Below are 20,891 nucleotides of genomic sequence, written 5' to 3' on the forward strand. Positions count from 1 at the left end.
TCAAAGGTTCCGCCCATTATCCCTATTCTTCTTTGCTGTGCTGACATCTGTTTTCTCCTAGTTAAATTTACTTAGTATCTTTAGCATAATGTTAACTATAACCAAGACTGTAGCAATAGTTAACATTATAATGACACTGGCTTTAAAATAATCCCAAAAATCGTGATTTCCCTTAGGACTATTATAATATTTATAAAGATTATTGAAAAATTTTATTAATTTCATATTTAACGATAAATGCCCATACCAAGTATGAGCATTTACACCTTTATCTTATTTGACCGGAGCCTAAAATAACATATTTTGTGCTTGTTAATTCCGTTAAGCCCATTGGCCCTCTGGCATGAAGTTTTTGAGTACTAATGCCAATTTCCGCACCATAGCCGAATTCAAAACCATCAGTAAACCGTGTTGAAGCATTTACATACACCGCCGCGGCATCAACTTCATTTTGAAATTTTCGAGAATTATTATAGTCATTAGTGATAATTGCTTCAGAATGTCTCGTACTATATTGTCCGATATGAGCAATTGCTTCATTAATGTCAGTCAAAATCTTAATATTTAAGATTAAATCACCATATTCTTTAGCCCAATCTTCCGGACTGGCCATTTTAATATTAGAATCTAGAGCACAAGTTTTTTCACAACCACGAACTTCCACTTTATGTTCTGCTAAACTTTTTAACACTGCTGGCATAAAAGTTTTTGCAACAGCTTCATGTATCAATAAAGTTTCCATTGAGTTGCAAACTGCCGGTCTTGAAACTTTTGCATTAATCGCAATGGCCAATGCCATATTTAAATCAGCACTCTCATCAATAAAAGTATGACATACCCCAGTTCCGGTTTCAATAACTGGCACTGTACTATTTTCTACTACAGTTTTAATCAATCCAGCACCGCCACGAGGAATTATAACATCTAAATATTGATTCAGTTTCAACATCTCGTTAACAACTTGACGATCAGTATTTTCAATAAAGGCAATCGCCCCCGCTGGAATTCCAGCTTTCTCTGCAGCAGTCGTTAAAACTTTGATAATTGCAATATTGGAATTAATAGCTTCAGACCCACCACGCAAAATTACAGCGTTGCCGGATTTTAAGCACAATCCTACAGCATCAGCTGTTACATTTGGTCTTGCTTCATAAATAATACCAATAACACCCAACGGCACTCTTACTTTGCGGATTTCTAAGCCGTTTGGTCTAACGGTAGCACCAAGACCTTCCCCTACCGGATCAGGTAATGATACCGTTTGTCGTAAGCCTTCTGCCATCGCTGTGATACGTTCTTTGGTTAATAACAATCGATCTAGCAACGATGCCCGCAAACCTTTTTGTGTGCCATTTTCAATGTCCTTATGGTTTTCTGTTAAAATAAACTCAGCTTCAAATTCCAACGCATCAGCCATTTTTAATAAAGCTTCATTTTTTATATTAGTTGGCAAAACAGCCAAGCTAGTAGCCGCTTGCTTTGCTTGTTGAGCTTTTTTCTCAAGTTCTATATTATTACTTAGCATTTTAACTCCCCCTATTAGAATTTATACCATTATTACCATATTATCACGGTGAATAACTTCATCATATAGTTTTGAGCCTAAAATTTTCGAGATATTATTAGTATTTTTACCACAGATTTTTTTTATTTCTTCGGAGTTGTAATTTGCTAAGCCGCGTGCAATTTCACGACCTTGCTTTGATAAAATCCTCACACTATTACCTTGATCAAAAGTTCCTTTGACCTCTACAATGCCAACTGATAATAGACTTGACCCTTCAGTAATAAGTGCTTTTTCACACCCCTCATCAACAACCAATTCACCTTTAATCATTGCCCCAAATGCCAACCAGCTTTTTCGAACTTGCAGATGTTGCTCTTTCGCTGGGAAAATAGTGCCGATTTTTTCACCACTTAAAATATTTCTTACCACACCTTCAAGGGCACCAGAAGCAATGACCATCGTAACACCAGCATTAACAGCAATTTTGGCAGCTTGAATTTTAGTGTACATACCACCTGTACCAAGTTTAGACCCTGCACCACCAGCTAATTCTTCAATTTCCGGGGTAATATCAGTGATTTCCTCAATCAACTGTGCGGTAGGATCATTTTGCGGGTTAGCAGTAAATACACCTTCAATATCAGATAAGATAATTAGTAAATCAGCATCAACAATTGTCGCAACAGTCGCCGACAAAGTATCATTATCACCAATTTTAAGTTCGTCAATCGCAATCGCATCATTTTCATTGATTACCGGAATAACACCCATCTTTAACAATGTTAATAAGGTATTGCGTGAATTTATATATAGTTTATGTTTTACTGAATTTTCTCTGGTTAATAATACTTGAGCAACGATTTGTCCATATTCAGCAAACAATTTTTCATACATATGCATTAAAATTCCTTGACCGATGGCTGCTACTGCTTGCTTTTCTGGAATTGTTTTAGGTCGTTCGGTACTACCTAACCGATCTAAGCCAGCTCCCACCGCGCCACTGGTAACAAGAATTATCTCTTTACCCTGATTAGCTAAGTCAGCTAGCTCACGAACTAATTTTTCAATACGAAATAAATTAAGTTTTCCATTATTATAAGTCAAGGTACTTGTACCAATTTTTACAACTACTCTTACTGCATTTTTTATTTCATTTCGCTTAAACATATTTTCACTCCCTAGTTTATTTTACGGAAGCTCAATTTTAGGTTCATCAGGGTTTTCTTTATAAAGCAACCCATTTCTACCAATAACCTGTACCAGGTGAGAGTTAGATTTTTCCGCTAACTCTGCAATAACATCTTTAGGATGTTCTAAGCAATTTTGCAATACTTTAATTTTAATTAATTCTCGACTTTTAATAGCTTGTTCCAAGCTTTCTACTAAGGTCTCGCTTACGCCACCTTTACCTACTTGCACTATCGGATCCATAGTTGACCCCATCGCCCTTAAAAATCTTTTTTGTTTACCAGTTAAACTTTCTAACAAATATCTCGCCTCTATTCTTTGAATTCAAATTCCATTTCACCGACATGCACTGTGTCGCCTTCTTTTATTCCTCTAGCTTTAAGAGCTTCATCCACACCTTTTAAGCGCCAAATATTTTGGAACCTTCTTAAAGCTTCATCATTTTCAAATTTAGTCATTGCCACTAATTTTTCTAGTGATTTACTTACAACAACAAAATCTCCGACTTCATCACGTTTAATGACAAAATCTGCTTCAGCTGAATCTTCATATACCTTAACTTCAGCAACAGCTTCCGGTTCTTCCACATAATCATCTAAGGCTTTAGAAACTCTAATCATTAATTCTTTTAAGCCTTCATTAGTAGCTGCAGAGATTGGGAAAATTTCTTTGCCTTCACTCTCAATAAACTCCTTGAAGCGTTGATAATTTTCTTGTGCTTCTGGTAAATCCATTTTATTAGCCGCCACAATTTGCGGTCGATTAGCTAAACGCTCATTGTAAAGTTTCAACTCTTTATTAATTCTTTGATAATCTTCAATTGGATCACGACCTTCAATGCCCGATACATCTACTACATGTACAATGATTTTTGTTCTTTCTACATGACGTAAGAAATCATGGCCAAGTCCAACCCCTTCGTGAGCACCTTCAATTAACCCTGGTATATCAGCAATAACAAAACTATGTTCCGGTCCTAAACTTACTACTCCCAATACTGGTACTAATGTTGTAAAGTGATATTCGGCAATTTCCGGTCTTGCTGCTGAAACCATTGAAACCAAGCTTGATTTACCAACACTTGGATAACCAACTAAGCCAACATCAGCCAGTAATTTAAGTTCCAAAACCAAACTTCTGCCCTCGCCCGGCTCACCTTTTTCCGAAAAAGTAGGCGAACGATTTATACTACTAACAAATCTCGCATTGCCTCTGCCACCGCGACCACCTCTAACAATAACTGTTTCTTGGCCTACTTCTGTAAGATCTGCTAAAACTTCGCCACTTTCTTCATCTTTAATAATTGTTCCTGGTGGAACCTTAATATATAATGGTTCAGCTTTTTGTCCATAACAATTTTTAGTCTGACCATTATCACCATTTTTAGCAACGAATTTTCTTTTATAACGAAAATCTAGTAAAGTATTAACATTATTATCAACAATAAATACTACATCTCCACCGCGGCCACCATCACCGCCACTTGGTCCACCTTTAGGTACAAATTTTTCGCGACGAAAACTGGACATACCATCTCCACCATCACCGGCTTTTACTTGTATCCTTGCTCTATCTATAAACATTTTTTTCTCCTTATTTATAAGTCTTTTGCTTTAGCTAACAGCTTTTCAATATCCCTAACATCTTCTATAATATCTTCCATATAACGAAAAGCCCTATCTGTTTTACCCAACTGTAAAAAACCCTGAATCACTTGAAGATGATTTAAAAAATCATGTCGTTGTAACTTGAGTAAGGTTTTACATTCTTCTGAGATATTGTTTAGCGCAAAATTATCACCATTAGACATAAGCTCATCACCCTTCTATCCATTTATTAATAGAAGGTTCGGGATTTTTTGTTAAAATCCTGTTACATTTTTAAAAAGCTAGTATTAGATTTCTAAAATTTCTAGTAAAAATCTAATACTAGCTTTTTATTAATAATACTGCCATATAAAAACAATACCTGCGGTTAGATACCGCAGGTAATTAGTTTTAGATAGCTTCTTCAGTGTATACGCTAACTTGTCTGTTAACACGGCCTTTACGTTCAAAAGCTACGCGTCCTGCAACTTTAGCATATAAGGTATCATCTTTACCAATACCTACATTGTTTCCTGGATGGAAGTGAGTACCTCTTTGGCGAACTAATATACTGCCAGCAGTAACAACTTCACCTGCATGACGTTTTACGCCTAGACGTTTTGATTCGCTATCACGTCCATTACGAGTACTACCAACACCCTTTTTATGTGCGAACAATTGTAAATTAAAATTAAACATACTCATTTCACCTCCCGTGCTCTGAGATTTTTATGTTTTTAGAATTTATTTTTTCGATTTCAACCAAGCCTAATAGCATGGTTTCAAAAATAGCATCTGTTAATTCATCAGGTTCACTCAATAAATTTAGTATTAAATTACCACTCTTTACAACATACTCTACTTCTCGTCGCAAATGCTTTGCTACGCCCAGTATCGCCGTCTGCGTTAACGCTGAAACTCCAGCACAAACGATATCTTGTCCGTGCGGTGCCATGTCAGCATGACCGGTAACCTTAAAGCCATTGATTTTTCCTGTTGAATTACGAAAAATTTTAACCTTAATCATTATTAAGCTTCAATTTTTTCGATTACTACTTTAGTAAATGGTTGACGATGACCTTGACGTTTACGATAGTTTGATTTAGCTTTGTATTTGAAAACTAAAATCTTTTTCGCTTTGCCTTGAGCCTCAACTTTTGCAGTTACTTTTGCACCTGCAACAAGTGGTTTACCAAAAACAGCATTGCCTTCTTTTACAACACTAAGAACTTTGTCAAATTCAACAGTGTCACCTTCGTTAGCATTAAGTTTTTCGATAACTACTACATCGCCTTCGCTTACACGGTATTGTTTACCGCCTGTTTCGATAATTGCGTACATCATTACACCTCCCTATTAATTCCTCGCCAAATACGGTACAGCTAGGCTGTTTTAAAAAACCTCTTCGTGCGGTGGGGAAAGCAACTTAGTTGCTTACATCGTAAAATTTTATCATACTTATTTTTTTTTGTCAATTAACTGTTTTATCCTTGTAATAAATAATAAGATTGCGGATTTAAACCCTTAATGATTTCAATAACAAACTTACCTTTAAGCTCCGCCCCTAAAGTATTTAGTAACTCATCACCCTTTAAAATAGCAGCAACCTCAGCACTGACTTGAATGATAATTTTATCAGCCACAAATCCTTTTTTTAAAATTTTTCCGATATCCCTCAAAATATTAATACAAATTGATTCTGCTGATAAAATTCTACCACTACCACTACAATGTTGGCACTCTGTATATAAAACACTTTCAATACTTTTGCGCGATTTTTTTCGGGTTATTTCAACCAGACCTAATCCTGTAATACCAACAATATTAGTTTTAACTTTATCTTGTTTAAACTTTTCTTCCAGTAACTTTAATAAATACTCTTTTTCCGCAGTGCTTTCCATATCAATAAAGTCAATAATAATAATGCCACTTATATCTCGTAGTCTAATCTGTTTTACAATTTCAGCAGCAGCTTCTTTATTGGTATAAAACACCGTATCGGCAAGATTAGTTTTGCCGACAAACTTACCAGTATTTACATCAATCACAGTCAAAGCTTCTGCTTTATCAATAACAATATGTCCCCCCGATTTTAACTCAACCTTACGCTTACAGAGTTTTTCAATTTCCCCTTCAATCTTATAAAAACTAAAGATCGGTTCATGACCTCGATAGTATTCAACTTCAGTCTTAATATCAGGCATATATTTTAGTAATTCTACTACTCTATTATAAGCATCATAATCATCAATAATCAATTTATCAATAGTACCATCCAAATAGTCCCTTACTATTCTAATAACTAAATCGGCATCACGATATAATAGCGTTGGTGGCTTTGAGACCTTAGCTCTTGCATTGACAGCATTCCAAGTATTTAGTAAATATTTTATATCCTTTTTTAATAAATCTTCACTTTTACCTTCAGCGACAGTTCTAATAATAAGCCCCATATTACCTGGACAAACATTTTGTGCAATATTTTTCAAACGCTCTCGTTCGGTCTCATCTTCAATTCTTCGCGAGATGCCAATATATTCAGCATTAGGCATTAAAACCACATATCGTCCCGGTATTGTCAAGTTAGTAGTAGCCCTTGGACCTTTGGTATCAGTAGTATCTTTAACAATTTGCGTCAATACTTGTTGCCCCACAAAAAACCCCTGATGCGCTGAAATATATTGAGCAATATTATTTTGAAAAACATCACCAATATATAAAAATGCATTTTTCTTATAGCCAATATCAACAAAGGCCGCTTGCATTCCCGGTAAAACATTTTTAACTTGTCCTTGATAAATATTACCCACTATTGTTGTCGCTTTATTTCGTTCAATTGCTAACTCCATTAATTCGTTTTCTTCAAGTATTGCCATTCTTGTTTCTGCTGAAATAACATTAACCACAATTGTTTTCACAAACATCTCTCCAAAATTAAATTAAATCAATTGGGCTTTTACCATTAGCATATAACCCCGTTCGATGGATCAAGGCATCGTCAGATTTAATGTTTAATGCAAAATTTTCAGTAATAGCAGTTAAAACATCCGTCGGTTTAACACTGCCTCCCGGTGTTATAATAATTGCCATTGTAATCTTCATAATACTGTTATGAAACTCAGCTTTAATCGATTCTTTAAGATATTGCTTAATTTCAATTTCCTTACTTTGTTTTGGTGTAATCTTTAAATATTTAAGCTCTGCTACTTTATTAAAGTTTTCAAGAGCCTCGATAGCAGCTTCAACACTGCCCAATAACGGCACTTCAATGCAATATGTTGCTAAATCAACAATAGCCATTAAAGCTTTTTCTTTCTTCATTAAATATTTAGCTTGAAGAACCTTAATTCCTCTTGGCAGCTGTTTTTCAAACTTGGCAATAAATTCTTTTATATCAATTTGCTCTTTTAATTCTAGTTCCATATATTCAGTAGCACTTGTTAACCCCACTGCTAATGCTGAAGCAAAAGCAAGTTTCATGTGCGGATTAAAACCTTCAGAATATGCCACTGGTATTTCGGCACGCTTTAAAGCTTTTTCAATTGCCCCTGCATAGTCTAAATGTGATATATAACGAATTTCTTCATCTTTACTTATTTCAACACGCAATTTAATCACGGGCATTTCTCCAATCTATAACTTTAACATCAAGGTTCTGACAAACACCACAAATGCTACAAGTATCTCTCCGGCAATCTACCGTATATTGTTCATTAACAGCCTGTTCATATTCTGTTATTAAAAACTTTTTAGTTGCCCCTGTCCCGATATGATCCCACGGTAAAACTTCAGTCATATTTCGTTCTCTAGTAACATAGAAATCAGGCTCAAGATTACATTTAGCTAATGCTTCTAGCCAATTGTCATAATTGAAAAAGTCTGACCATCCATCAAATTTAGCACCTTGTTTCCAAGCTTCCATTATAACTTTTGATAAGCGACGATCACCTCTAGCAAAAACGCCTTCCATATAGCTTGTTCTGGCATCATGGTATTTAAAGGAAATAGACTTGTCTTTTATGTTTTCTTTTAACAGTTGTTGCTTACGATTAATTTCTGCCGTTGTATTTTGAGCATACCACTGAAATGGAGTATGTGGCTTTGGCACAAAGGAAGAAACACTAACTGTAACTCTTGCTCCTCTTTTACCAGTAACTTCTTTATAACAATTAACAACTTTTTGTGCTAATGTGGCAATACCAATAATATCTTCATCACTCTCAGTCGGCAACCCAATCATAAAGTAAAGTTTCACACCACTCCAACCTTTAGCAAAGGCTGCACTAACCGCAGTTATTAAATGTTCTTCCGTTACACCTTTATTTATCACATCGCGTAGTCGTTGCGTCCCTGCTTCTGGAGCAAAAGTTAAGCCACTTTTTCTTACTTCTTGTACTTTTTGTGCTAAGTCAACCGAAAAGCTATCAATTCGCAATGATGGCAAAGAAATACTGACCTTGTCTTTTTTGAATTTATCCATTAAACAATCTACTAATTCACTAAGTTTAGAATAATCAGCTGAACTTAGTGATGTTAACGAAATCTCATCATAACCCGTATTTTTTATCAAATCTTCCGCCAATTTAATTAAGGTTTCCATTTTTCTCTCACGAACCGGTCGATAAATCACTCCGGCTTGACAAAAACGGCAACCTCTAGTGCAACCTCTAAATAATTCTAACATAATACGATCGTGCACAATGTCAATAAATGGAATGACCGGTTTCGTTGGAAACTTAGCATTATCAAGATCGGCAACGATTCTTTTATTAATAATACTTGGAGCTGTTTGTTCTAAAGCAATTATTTCTTTAATGGTATTATCAGAATTGTAGTTTACAGCGTAAAAGCTCGGAACATAAATACCTTGAATTTGTGCTACTCTTCTTAATAAACCCTTTCGTCCGTCTGTTTTGTTACTATGTTTCCATGAAATAATAACATCCATTACTTCTAATATTATTTCTTCACCTTCACCAATAATGAAAAAATCAAAAAAATCGGCAACCGGTTCCGGATTAAACGCACAGGGACCACCGCCAATAACAAATGGGTCTTCCAGATTCCGTTCACTTGATAGCAACGGAATATTAGATAAATGAAGCATATTAATAACATTGCTATAAATAAGCTCATATTGTAATGAAAAACCTAAAACATCAAAGTTTTTAAGAGGGGTATATGTTTCTAATGAATATAGACTAATTTTATTGCAAGAAAGCTCATTTTCCATATCAACCCATGGTGCATAAACACGCTCTGCCGCAAGGTCAGCTCTATCATTTAAAACTTCATATAAAATCTTTAATCCTAAGTTGGACATTCCAACTTCATAAACATCAGGTAATGCTAAGGCAATAGTAGCTTCAACTTTATTATGATCCTTTATAACACTATTAAGTTCTCCACCGGTATATCTGGCCGGTTTTAGAACTGAATTAAGTATCGATGGGGAAATTTTAATCATGATAATCCTCCAAAAACTAAACTTTCTCTACTGACTATTTAATAAAAGTCTACACCAGATTGTGTAGACTTTTATTAAAATAATATCTTTTGTCTGCGCATATGAATATTAAGTAAAATACCAATTGCTAATAAATTAGTGGTTAATGCACTAACCCCATAACTCATAAATGGTAGTGGTATGCCTGTTACCGGCATAATGCCAGCAGTCATTCCAACATTAACTAAAACATGAAAAGTTAACATTGAAGTTATTCCTGCGGCTAATAATGTCCCAAAATCATCCTTGGAATCATTAGCTATTTTCGCTCCGCGATATAAAATCACTAAATATAGTAATAAAATTACCAAGGCTCCAATAAATCCTGTTTCTTCACCAATAACTGCAAAAATAAAATCAGTATGATTTTCCGGTAAAAAATTCAATTGGCTTTGCGTTCCACCAAACAACCCTTTGCCAAATAGCATCCCTGAGCCAATAGCAATTTTAGATTGTATTATATGATAGCCTGAACCTAAGGGATCTACATTCGGATTTATAAAAACTGTAATTCTCATTTTTTGATAATCTTTTAAGAAATGCCAAAAGATTGGCAATAAAGCCAGTCCTGCACCAAATAAAATCATTAATATCCTTAAACTAATTCCGGCAACAAAAGTCATGCCTAACAAAATTGCCAAAAATACTAGCGACGTTCCTAAGTCAGGTTGCTTCATTACTAAGAGGAACGGGAAACCAACATATAAAAATACAGGTAAAATATCTTTAAAAGTATTAAGTTTACCAATTCTTTTTTCTAGCAACGCTGCTAACGATATAATCATAATTATTTTCGAAAATTCTGACGGCTGTAAAGTAATCGGTCCAATTTGAATCCAACGTTGTGCTCCTAACGCACTATGTCCAAACACCATTACAGCAATTAACATAATAATATTAAAAGCGTATAAATGATTACCATATTTTTGTAGGCTTTTATAATCAAAAGTCAGCATAAAATAAACTAAGCAACAGTTCAACACCGCAAAAATACCTTGCCGTTGTACATACCAATAGCGATCGTCAGAAGGAGTATTAATATGCGTTGCACTGCCGATAATTATCAAACTAATTCCAATTAAACCCAAAACAACAGTAATCAAAGTAAAATCAAGTTTTTTTAACATTCTGTTATTTAACATTTTTTTACCTTTCTTACATAACCAGAAATTCCTTAACACTAAGGACAACCCTAGGTATTTTTAATTATACCCTAGAAGATAAAGAAAAGCACACTTTCGTGTGCTAACTTATTTATTATACTACATTAGCTAACTTATTTGTAAAGATTATTCCTCAAACCCAGTTCCACGTTTCATCCTATGGACTGGTATATTGGCAACCAACGCCACTGATGAATTATTACTGGTAAGGGTAACTTCCATCTCACGTTCATTTATTTCCATATAGTTAGAGATAACTCTGAACATATCATCCTTTAAAATTTCCATGAATTGTGGAGAGACATTGGCACGATCGTGTACTAACACCAAACGTAATCGTTCTCTTGCTATATCTTTAGATGCTGTAGTCTCTTTTCCAAACATCTTCATTATCATACCTAGCATAACTTACTCTCCTCCTAAATTTTTAGTAGCTTTTTAATTTTCCCAAAAAAGCCTTGATTTATTTCAATTTTCATTAACGGCACATCTTCGCCCATCAAACGTTTAATAATATTGCGATAAGCCGTACTTGCTAAGGACAAATTATTAGTTATTGCCGGCTCACCTCTATTGGTAGAAATTACAATATACTCATCTTCTGGAATAATTCCTAATAATTTAATTGATAAAATCTCAATAATATCATCAATATCCATCATATCGCCTTTTTTAACCATATGTGGTCTAATACGATTTATGACAAGCTGCGGATTATTCTTACCTTCAGCTTCAAGTAAACCAATAATTCGATCCGCATCTCGCACCGCTGATACTTCAGGAGTTGTAACAATTATCGCTTTGTCTGCTCCTGCAATAGCATTTTTAAAACCTTGCTCAATGCCGGCCGGACAATCAATAATAACATAATCAAAATCTTTTACAAGTTCAGCACAAACTTCTTTCATTTGCTCAGGATTTACGGCATTTTTATCTCTAGTCTGAGCTGCTGGCAACAGGTATAAATTTTCATATCTTTTATCTCTGATTAAAGCTTGCTTTAATCGACAAACCCCTTCAGTCACATCAACTAAATCATAAACGATACGATTTTCTAACCCCATTACTACATCTAGATTTCTCAATCCTATATCGGCATCAATTAAAACAACCTTTTTGCCTTCTAATGCAAATCCCGTCCCTAAATTAGCACTTGTTGTAGTTTTACCTACGCCACCTTTTCCGGATGTTACAACTATAACCTCACCCATCAAAGTCCTCCTAACTATTAATTACATTAATAACGATATTTCCATCTTTTATGCTTGCCATTTCCGCACCCTGTACTTGTTCTAAAACATCCGGTGCTCGTGCAATAAGATCCGATATTCTAATTTGACTAGCTAACAGTTTTTCTGCAATTATTGTTGCTGAACTGTCACCAAAAGCTCCCGCATGAACAATACCTCGGCAAGCTCCTTTTATTTCAATATTACCACCGGCAATTATTTTTGCACCAGGGTTAACATCACCATTTATTAAAATTGAACCAAAATTAACAATTTCCTGACCACCACGCACTGTTTTATCAACAACTAATAACTCATGCTGAACTGTCGCATCTTCAATATCATCATTCAGTATGTGGTTTTCGGGAATTTGTTCTTCTTCAACAATTTTTAAACTTAAACCATGATTATCAAAAATATTGTTCAGTTCCATCAGTTGTTCATTGGTAATACCTTTAGGTAAAAAATTAACCACTGTTCCTTTACCAAAAAACTCAATGGAAGCATCCAATTTTGCAATAAGTTTATCAGTTAAACTTTTGAAATCATTATCTTCATTTAAAAATAATTGCAAGCCAATTTTGCTACCTTTAAATACAACATCTTCTCGCATAATTTCTCCTAAACCTTGCTTTCATTGTATCATTAGTTACAATTCGCGATATTTTATAATAATCCTGCTTTAAAATATAGTTAATTTGTCTTAACTATATTATTTACAGGTTTAGTAGTCGCTGGTGGATTGGTGTTGATATTAAAAACAGCTTCTAATATTTTTTTACCAATTGGGACTGCTGAACTGGCACCAAAACCACCCTGCTCAACAATTACAACAACTACAACTTCCGGCTTTTCATAAGGAGCATAAGCAACAAACCATCCATGGTCACTACCATGCGGATTTTCTGAGGTTCCAGTTTTTCCGGCAATATTTACTGGAAAATCTTTAAATAACAATCCAGCCGTTCCACCTTCTAGTGCTACATTACGTAGCGACTCCCTAATAATATCCATCGTCTTTTTTGATATTGGCAGTTCGCCCAGCTTTTCAGGTTTAAAATCCTGAACCAAACTTCCATTACTATCAACAATTTTATTCACTAAATATGGTCGATAAGAAATACCACCATTAGCAACCTGACTTAAAACCATCGCCATTTGTAGTGGCGTAGTCAATTGAAATCCTTGTCCAATCGCTGCATCAAAAGTTTCCGATAAATACCAGTCATCATCATAAACTTTCTTTTTATATTGTTTGTTTGCAACTAACCCTTCCATTTCATAAGGTAAGTTAATCCCAGTAGTTTTACCCAAGCCAAATAACCGTGCATACTTCTCCAGTAAATCGATCCCTAAACGATTTCCCATTTCATAAAAATATACGTTGTCAGATTTTGCTAACGCTTCTCGAAAATCAAGCCAACCTAAAGCTTCTCCCATTGCATTACCTTTAGGAATAATCCAATGTTTACCTGTATCAAGAATTTTTTCCTCCGGTGTAACTTTTTTTTCTTCTAAGGCTGCGGCACCGGTAATAATTTTAAAAGTAGAGCCCGGTGGATATTCTCCAGAAATAGCTTTATTATCTAACGGGTGATTAGGGTTATCATTTATTTCTTTCCAATCTTTTGAAGAAATCCCTCCCGCAAATAAATTCGGATTAAAAGCCGGTCTACTAGCCATCGCTAAAACTTGTCCTGTTTGCGGATTGACCGCTACTGCAGCTGCAGCTTTGGCATTAGGATAACCACCTTTACTTTGCAAATATTGTAATTGTTCATCAACAGCTTGTTCTAATGCTTTTTGAACTTTATCGTCGATTGTCAGGTATAAGTTATGTCCAGGAATCGGTTCTTTTTTTCCAAGAATTTGCACTGGCTTACCAGTAACGTCAACCTCAACTTGACCGCCACCATCAACACCGCGTAATTCTTTATCATAAACCTTCTCTAAGCCAAATTTTCCGACTATATCACCAGATTTATACCCTTCAGCTTTTTTCTTTTCTAATTCTGCATCATTTATTTCACTAACATAGCCAAAGATATGCGAAGCCAAATTATTATTAACATAATTTCTAATAGGCTGAGTTTCTACCACTACTCCAGGAAAATCATCTTTACGCTCTTCCAATATCGTTATAATATCAGGACCAACATCATTTTTTAAATGAATAGGATCAAATCCCGTATGTTTCTTTATTTTTTCATATATTTCATCTTTATTCATCTTTAACACATCAGCTAACCTGACAATTACACTGTCATCAATCGGTCCACTTAATGTTAATAAAGATACTGTAAACCCGGGCCGATTAGATACCATAATAACGCCATTACGATCATAAAAAATGCCCCGCGGAGCCATCGCCGGAATTAACCTTATTCTATTACCATCAGCTAATTTACTATAATAATCACCATCAATAATTTGCAAGTATACTAATCTTGTAATTAAAGCTAAGATAACTAAAAAAGCGATTAGAATTAAAACTTCAATTCTTTTTTTATAAGGTTTATCATTCACAACATTATCTCCTTAAAAGACTTTAAGGCATCTTAACAGATGCCTAATTTTACAAATATCAGTTAATACACACATAAAATATAACAAAAAAATCAAACTGACTCAAGTACTATTTCTTTTTTAAATTCAAACTTAATTTGTATAATAACTTATGCACAAAGAGGGCAATAACGACATTGTAAGCTAATACCAACAATAAATTATAAAGCATGGCAATATTAACATTAATGTTTACACCTAATAACAACAAAAACAACAAGCTCAAAATATAATTAAGGACTGTCGCTATCGACATTGCAATCAATGGCAACAATTTATGTTCCTTAAAAACCTGCTGCTCAATGCTCCCAAAGATAAAACCAATAAACATTTTGACCAAGGTATTTAGTCCAAAAAATGTTCCTGATAATAAGTCTTCCAATAACCCTGAAAAAAAACCAATGGTTACACCATGATGCTTGCCTAAAATAATACTAGTTAAAACTACAATAATCAATAATAAATCTGGCTTTAAGCCATTAACAAAAAAATCAACTAAAATTGTAGTTTGAATTATTATCGCACTAATAACTAGGGCAGACCAAACAAAGATTGGATTCATTATTTAGCTACTCCTTTGTTAGCACTCGGTGGTATTACTGCATTAAGTGGAGCCGGTGCGGTCTCCCTTGAGTTAACAATAACTAGGACTTCTTCAATGCGATAAAAATCAACGGCCGTTTTTACGGTTGCATATTTCAACAATCCACCAGCCTCATTAGTTACTTCAACAACCTCCCCAATAACAATCCCTTTCGGATATAAACCACCATATCCCGAAGTTAAGACATTGTCGCCCACAACAACATCAGCATCACGAGGAATATTAAGCATTTTTGCTAGCGTTTGTACACCGACACTACCTTGCATAATACCAATAACTCTCGATTCAGGGCGTTGAATAATTGCGCCAACCGCCGAACGGGGATCTAATATTAATTGAACCTTGGCAGAATGCTCATAAACAGCAACAATAGTCCCTACTAACCCTTGTGGAGTAATTACCGGCATATTTTTTTGCATACCATCTTTAGCACCCAAATTAATAGTAATACTATTAGTTAAGTTACTAGAATCATAGCTGATAATTTTAGCCACCGCAGTATCAAACTGTTTCACTGCATTTTTATAATTTAAGATGTTAGTAAGTCGGGTATTTTCCGCCATAATTTCATTAACATTTACATCACGCTGCCGTAATTGTTCAACTTCTGACCTTAACATTTTATTTTGTTCATATACCGTAACCATTTCCCAAGAAATAACGCCAATCTTTTTAGTTACATTGCTAATACTAGTTATTGCCGATTGAAAAGGCGATAATATCGTATTAACTACATTTTCACTTATTTTTAAATCATATTTTCCTTTGACTGTAGTAAACGCCAATAATCCAACAATAAAAACCGCCACCCAGAGTATTATTGTTCTTCTATTGGAGGCATCAACTCTTACTCTTCGTCTCATGTTCTTCTAGATGACATCGCTATTTTTTTCAAAAATTCAATACTTTCGAGTGACTTTCCGGTGCCTTCTCCAACACAACTTAATGCATCTTCGGCAATATAAACCGGCATACCTGTTTCTTTGCTGATTAAGGTATCAAGATCACGTAATAATGATCCACCACCAGCCATAACAATTCCTCGGTCCATAATATCAGCCGCTAATTCCGGCGGTGTTTTCTCTAACGTAATTTTTACAGCCTCAATAATGCTGGAAATAGGTTCGCTCAACGCAACTTGGACTTCACTTGCTTTTAATGAAAGTGTTTTTGGTAAACCTGACACCAAATCGCGCCCTCTAATATCCATCGTTTCATTATAAGTTGGCTCAATCGCAGTCCCAATTGTCATTTTAATTTCTTCGGCTGTTCTCTCACCAATCATTAAATTATAGGTTTTTTTAACATATTGAATAATTGCTTCATCCATTTCGTCACCACCAACTCTAATGGAGCGACTTGTTACAATACCGCCAAGCGATATTACCGCAACTTCCGTTGTCCCACCACCAATATCAACAATCATATTGCCAGTTGGCTCATGAACCGGTAACCCAGCACCAATAGCCGCCGCCATCGGCTCTTCAATTAAATAAGCTTCTCTGGCTCCAGCTTGAATAGCAGCATCAATTACTGCTCTTTTTTCAACTTCTGTTACACCTGATGGAACACCAATAACAACTCTTGGTCTAATAAACGATTTTTTATCTAAAGCTTTACTGATAAAATGTTTTAACATCGCTTGCGTAACATCATAATCAGCAATAACACCATCTTTTAATGGTCTTATTGCAATAACATTTCCTGGTGTCCGGCCGATCATTTGCTTCGCTTCTTCACCTACTGCTAAAACTTCATTAGTATCTCTTTGAATTGCAACAACAGAGGGCTCACTTAAAACTATTCCTCTACCCTTTACATGCACTAATGTATTTGCAGTACCTAAATCGATACCCATATCTCTATTCCCAAAAAAATTAAACATTATTTTCCCCTCTCAATTTCCCTAAGTCAAAAAAATCCTTGTTCCTTTAAACTTATATATTTATCATTGCCAATAATTAGATGATCTAAAACTTTAATATCAAGAATATTACCAGCTTCAGCAATTTTATTGGTTACATTTATATCTTCTGTACTAGGCGTTGGATCACCACTAGGATGATTATGCACCATAATCAATGCTGCCGCTGAATAATTTATTGCTACTTTGAAAATTTCTCTAGCATCAACAATAGCAGAATTTAAGCTCCCTACTGATATTACCGGATTAGCAATAATATGATTTTTCATATTAAGTAATACTACCATAAACTGCTCTTTTTGCTCAAAGCGTAATCTTGGCATTAAAAATTCTGCTAATGTTGCTGGCGAATTTATAATTTTTTCATTTTCTACAGTTTGTTGAAGCATTCTTTTGCCTAATTCCAAGGCTGCACAAATCGTTACTGCTTTAACAATACCAATCCCTTTAACTTTACTCATTTCCTGAGGGCTAAGATTAACCAACGAACAGACCCCATTATACATCTTCTGTTGAGTCAAAAGTTTTTCTGCCACTCTTAACACTGAATCTTCTTTCGTGCCGGTTCGCAATAAAATAGCTAACAATTCAGCATTGCTCAAATTATTAGCTCCAGCACTCAGTAATTTTTCTCGAGGACGCTCACCCGTTGGTAAATCTCTAACCATTAAAGGTTTATCTTTGTTCATAGCAATTTAATCCCTGCCTCATGACAAATTTTATACAACTTGCTTAATGGCAATCCTACTACATTACTATAACAACCACATATTTTTTCTACAAAAATCGCACCAATTCCTTGTATCCCATAAGCTCCAGCTTTGTCAAGCGGTTCTTCTGTTTCAACATATTTTATAATTTCATCTTCTGTCAATGTTCTAAATGTAACAATAGTTTCTTCATAATCAACAATACATTCATCCGCTGTGATAATGGCTATTCCTGTTATCACTTTATGTTCTTTACCTGATAAAATTTTTAAAAATTCTATTGCTTCAAGTTTGTTTTTCGGTTTTCCATAAATATTATCTGATACTACCACTACGGTATCAGCACCAATAATAGTACTTTCAACTTCATTTTCAGTTGAGGCAATTTCCTTTGCCTTTAGTGAAGCGTTAAGCATTGCAATTTCATAAGGATTTAAATCTGCAGAAATTACTTCTGCCGTCGAACTTACTTTAACAATAAACTCACAACCGATTTGTTGTAATAATTCACTTCTCCGAGGCGAAGCCGAAGCTAAAATAATCATAAAAACACCTCAATTAAAACCTTTTAAATAAAAATATTGCAAGTATTATTCCAAAAATACTTATTAAATTAGGTTGCAGTGTAAATCCTAATGCTATCTTTATAACATATAAATTTATACTAACCGGAGCTAAATCAATTATTGGATAAGTTTGCACTAAATAATGTGCTATTCCGGAAAACGCAGCTGTGCTAGATATTATTTCACCTAAAATACCACCTAATATCGCTCCAGTAATAACAAATAAAGCTAAAATACCATAACCTCTACCAGTATTTCCCCGCAAAATAACACCTCCACTACTAAGTTAAATAATACACATTACTTTTGCTATTATATCACATTTTATATCTTACTAGAAGAGTAAAAAAAGATAAGAATTATTTTAAAATAATTCTTATCTTTTTGAAGTTTAATTTAAAAATCTAAGATAAACATAGCTTGTTGATATTAAAATTGTTAATAACATTACAGGAAACCCAACTTTTAAGTATTTTACAAAAGAAATATTATGTCCTTTTTCTGCCGCCATTGCCGCTACAATTAAATTAGCACTAGCACCAATAATTGTACCATTACCACCTAAGCAGGCTCCTAAGGCTAAACTCCACCAGATTGGCTCTAAATTAACAATTCCCATATTCCCCATATCAAAAATTAACGGAATCATTGTTGCTACAAATGGTATATTATCAAGAAAGGCAGAAATTATTGCACTCAGCCACAATACTAATAATGAGGTTTCTAAAACTTCACCTTTTGTTATTTCAAAACAATATAAAGCAATTTGCTTAATAATACCTGTTTCAATCAAAGCACCCACTGCAATAAATAAACCGATGAAAAAAAAGATCGTTCCCCACTCAATTTTTTCTAAAACACTTTCAATAAAATTATGTTTTTTTCCGACAGTAGCTAATAATAAAAAACCACCAGTTAAAGCAATAGTCGAAGACTCTAAGTTCAAGCTTTGATGCATAAAAAATCCTAATAATGTTAACATTAAGATTCCTAGTGATTTTTTTAATAATCTTCGATCTTTTATTTCTGCTTCAGGCTCTAACTTCATTATTTCAGCTTTCAAAGAATCTTGTGCCATTAATTTTTTACGATAAAGAAAACTTAAAATACCCACCACCACAATTAAATTAATGACCGCAATTGGTGCTAAGTTTTGGATAAATGCCAAAAATGTCAACTCTTTAACTGCACTACCGATCATAATATTGGGCGGATCACCAATTAAAGTGGCGGTTCCCCCAATATTAGAAGCAATAATTTGAGTTATCAAGAAAGGAATCGGATCTACTTTCAGTTTTTTAGTAATACTAATAGTTACAGGTACAATCAACAAAACTGTTGTTACATTATCAAGAAAAGCTGAACAAACTGCAGTTATCAAGGCTAATATAATTAAAATTCTTTTAGGCTCACCTTTTGCTACCTTGGCAGCATAAATTGCAATATAATTAAAAACTCCGGTTTGTCCTGTTATTGCAACAATAATCATCATACCAATCAATAATCCTAAAGTATTAAAATCAATATGGTGGATAGCTTTTTCTTGTGTTATTATACCTGTTAAAACCATTAAGAGTGACCCTAACATTGCCACTACAGTTCTATTAATTTTTTCACTAGCAATAAAAACATACATTATAATAAAAATTATACCTGCTAATAAACCAGAATTAATCAAATTTTTCACCTCAAAAAAAAATAGAAGAAGCCTGTGTGAACAGACTCCTCCTATTTTGATATCACTATCATCAAATATTTTATTAACCGATAACTGCTAACACGTCACCAGGTTTAACACTTTGACCAGCTGCAACATTAACTGATTTTAATTTACCATCAGCAGGTGCAGTGATTTCATTTTGCATTTTCATAGCTTCAAGAATTAATACAACATCACCTTTTTTAACTGCTTTACCAGCTTCAGCTACGATTTTAACGATTTTACCAGGCATTGGTGCATTAACAGGAGTATCACCATCAGCAACAACTGCTGGAGCAGGTGCAGCAGCCGGTGCCGGTGCAGCAGCTGGTTTCGCAGCCGGTGCCGGTGCAGCAGCAGCTTTAACAACCGGAGCAGCTTTTACTTCTTCAACTTCAACTTCAAATGCAGTACCATTTACTTTAATGTTAAATTTTTTCACGTTAGATTCCTCCATAAAATTAAATTATTTTTAGTGTGAGTTCATTAATTTTTGACGACCAGCAGCAGCCCAAACTTCGCTTGTTTTAATGCGAATTGCCACAATTTTATTACCAGTCATTTCAGCTACCGCAGCAGCTATTGCAGCCACAATTTCAGGGCTAACATTTTTTGCATCTATTTTCATAATAATCACCTTTCCT

25 protein-coding genes are annotated in these 20,891 nt (G+C 34.6%); all 25 read right to left on the bottom strand.

Annotated elements, in window-relative coordinates; all coding sequences use genetic code 11:
• Positions 1–268 precede the first annotated feature (268 nt).
• A complete protein-coding gene (locus KBI38_00815) occupies positions 269–1,525 on the bottom strand; it encodes a glutamate-5-semialdehyde dehydrogenase (protein MBP8628609.1) in 1,257 nt (418 codons plus the stop codon).
• Positions 1,526–1,546: 21 nt separating this feature from the next.
• Positions 1,547–2,674 (bottom strand): glutamate 5-kinase, encoded by a 1,128-nt coding sequence (proB, locus tag KBI38_00820; GenBank protein MBP8628610.1) that lies wholly within the window; start codon positions 2,672–2,674, stop codon positions 1,547–1,549.
• 21 nt (positions 2,675–2,695) lie between these two features.
• Positions 2,696–2,950 carry a YhbY family RNA-binding protein gene (locus KBI38_00825; GenBank protein ID MBP8628611.1) on the bottom strand — a complete coding sequence of 85 codons (255 nt, stop codon included), beginning with the start codon at positions 2,948–2,950 and terminating at the stop codon, positions 2,696–2,698.
• A 56-nt stretch (positions 2,951–3,006) separates the two neighbouring features.
• On the bottom strand, positions 3,007–4,278 hold the full coding sequence (obgE, locus tag KBI38_00830) for a GTPase ObgE (GenBank protein MBP8628612.1): 1,272 nt from the start codon (positions 4,276–4,278) through the stop codon (positions 3,007–3,009).
• Positions 4,279–4,292: 14 nt separating this feature from the next.
• Positions 4,293–4,505 carry a Spo0B domain-containing protein gene (locus KBI38_00835; protein MBP8628613.1) on the bottom strand — a complete coding sequence of 71 codons (213 nt, stop codon included), beginning with the start codon at positions 4,503–4,505 and terminating at the stop codon, positions 4,293–4,295.
• Positions 4,506–4,692: 187 nt separating this feature from the next.
• Positions 4,693–4,980 (bottom strand): 50S ribosomal protein L27, encoded by a 288-nt coding sequence (gene rpmA, locus KBI38_00840; protein ID MBP8628614.1) that lies wholly within the window; start codon positions 4,978–4,980, stop codon positions 4,693–4,695.
• 7 nt (positions 4,981–4,987) lie between these two features.
• Positions 4,988–5,308, bottom strand: a complete 321-nt coding sequence (locus KBI38_00845) for a ribosomal-processing cysteine protease Prp (protein MBP8628615.1) — start codon at positions 5,306–5,308, stop codon at positions 4,988–4,990.
• 2 nt (positions 5,309–5,310) lie between these two features.
• A complete protein-coding gene (gene rplU, locus KBI38_00850; protein MBP8628616.1) occupies positions 5,311–5,622 on the bottom strand; it encodes a 50S ribosomal protein L21 in 312 nt (103 codons plus the stop codon).
• Between the two features lie 143 nt (positions 5,623–5,765).
• A complete protein-coding gene (locus KBI38_00855) occupies positions 5,766–7,199 on the bottom strand; it encodes an Rne/Rng family ribonuclease (protein MBP8628617.1) in 1,434 nt (477 codons plus the stop codon).
• Between the two features lie 16 nt (positions 7,200–7,215).
• Entirely contained in the window at positions 7,216–7,899 is a 684-nt protein-coding gene (locus KBI38_00860; GenBank protein ID MBP8628618.1) for a TIGR03936 family radical SAM-associated protein, read from the bottom strand.
• Positions 7,892–9,748: a TIGR03960 family B12-binding radical SAM protein gene (locus KBI38_00865; GenBank protein ID MBP8628619.1), complete on the bottom strand. Its 1,857-nt coding sequence runs from the start codon at positions 9,746–9,748 to the stop codon at positions 7,892–7,894. Before KBI38_00865 ends, KBI38_00860 begins: the two co-directional genes overlap by 8 nt.
• 74 nt (positions 9,749–9,822) lie before the next feature.
• Positions 9,823–10,929 (bottom strand): rod shape-determining protein RodA, encoded by a 1,107-nt coding sequence (gene rodA, locus KBI38_00870; protein ID MBP8628620.1) that lies wholly within the window; start codon positions 10,927–10,929, stop codon positions 9,823–9,825.
• Between the two features lie 147 nt (positions 10,930–11,076).
• A complete protein-coding gene (minE, locus tag KBI38_00875; GenBank protein ID MBP8628621.1) occupies positions 11,077–11,355 on the bottom strand; it encodes a cell division topological specificity factor MinE in 279 nt (92 codons plus the stop codon).
• Between the two features lie 14 nt (positions 11,356–11,369).
• Positions 11,370–12,161, bottom strand: a complete 792-nt coding sequence (gene minD / locus KBI38_00880) for a septum site-determining protein MinD (GenBank protein MBP8628622.1) — start codon at positions 12,159–12,161, stop codon at positions 11,370–11,372.
• A 10-nt stretch (positions 12,162–12,171) separates the two neighbouring features.
• A complete protein-coding gene (gene minC / locus KBI38_00885) occupies positions 12,172–12,792 on the bottom strand; it encodes a septum site-determining protein MinC (protein ID MBP8628623.1) in 621 nt (206 codons plus the stop codon).
• A gap of 80 nt (positions 12,793–12,872) precedes the next feature.
• A complete protein-coding gene (gene mrdA / locus KBI38_00890) occupies positions 12,873–14,678 on the bottom strand; it encodes a penicillin-binding protein 2 (GenBank protein MBP8628624.1) in 1,806 nt (601 codons plus the stop codon).
• 136 nt (positions 14,679–14,814) lie between these two features.
• On the bottom strand, positions 14,815–15,306 hold the full coding sequence (mreD, locus tag KBI38_00895) for a rod shape-determining protein MreD (protein ID MBP8628625.1): 492 nt from the start codon (positions 15,304–15,306) through the stop codon (positions 14,815–14,817).
• Complete coding sequence (gene mreC / locus KBI38_00900) at positions 15,306–16,211, bottom strand: rod shape-determining protein MreC (GenBank protein ID MBP8628626.1); 906 nt, start codon at positions 16,209–16,211, stop codon at positions 15,306–15,308. The genes mreD and mreC overlap by 1 nt, the downstream gene beginning before the upstream one ends.
• Positions 16,208–17,233 (bottom strand): rod shape-determining protein, encoded by a 1,026-nt coding sequence (locus KBI38_00905; protein MBP8628627.1) that lies wholly within the window; start codon positions 17,231–17,233, stop codon positions 16,208–16,210. Before KBI38_00905 ends, mreC begins: the two co-directional genes overlap by 4 nt.
• Before the next feature lie 26 nt (positions 17,234–17,259).
• Complete coding sequence (gene radC / locus KBI38_00910; protein ID MBP8628628.1) at positions 17,260–17,961, bottom strand: DNA repair protein RadC; 702 nt, start codon at positions 17,959–17,961, stop codon at positions 17,260–17,262.
• Positions 17,958–18,527, bottom strand: coding sequence for a septum formation protein Maf (maf, locus tag KBI38_00915; GenBank protein ID MBP8628629.1), 570 nt, complete (start codon positions 18,525–18,527; stop codon positions 17,958–17,960). Before maf ends, radC begins: the two co-directional genes overlap by 4 nt.
• Before the next feature lie 13 nt (positions 18,528–18,540).
• Positions 18,541–18,813 (bottom strand): DUF4321 domain-containing protein, encoded by a 273-nt coding sequence (locus KBI38_00920; protein ID MBP8628630.1) that lies wholly within the window; start codon positions 18,811–18,813, stop codon positions 18,541–18,543.
• A gap of 126 nt (positions 18,814–18,939) precedes the next feature.
• Positions 18,940–20,226: an ArsB/NhaD family transporter gene (locus KBI38_00925; protein ID MBP8628631.1), complete on the bottom strand. Its 1,287-nt coding sequence runs from the start codon at positions 20,224–20,226 to the stop codon at positions 18,940–18,942.
• Positions 20,227–20,308: 82 nt separating this feature from the next.
• Complete coding sequence (locus KBI38_00930; GenBank protein ID MBP8628632.1) at positions 20,309–20,689, bottom strand: biotin/lipoyl-binding protein; 381 nt, start codon at positions 20,687–20,689, stop codon at positions 20,309–20,311.
• Between the two features lie 30 nt (positions 20,690–20,719).
• A complete protein-coding gene (locus tag KBI38_00935) occupies positions 20,720–20,875 on the bottom strand; it encodes a hypothetical protein (protein MBP8628633.1) in 156 nt (51 codons plus the stop codon).
• Positions 20,876–20,891 lie beyond the last annotated feature (16 nt).

The organism is Negativicutes bacterium, from assembly GCA_018052945.1.
Taxonomy (GTDB): Bacteria; Bacillota; Negativicutes; order JAGPMH01; family JAGPMH01; genus JAGPMH01.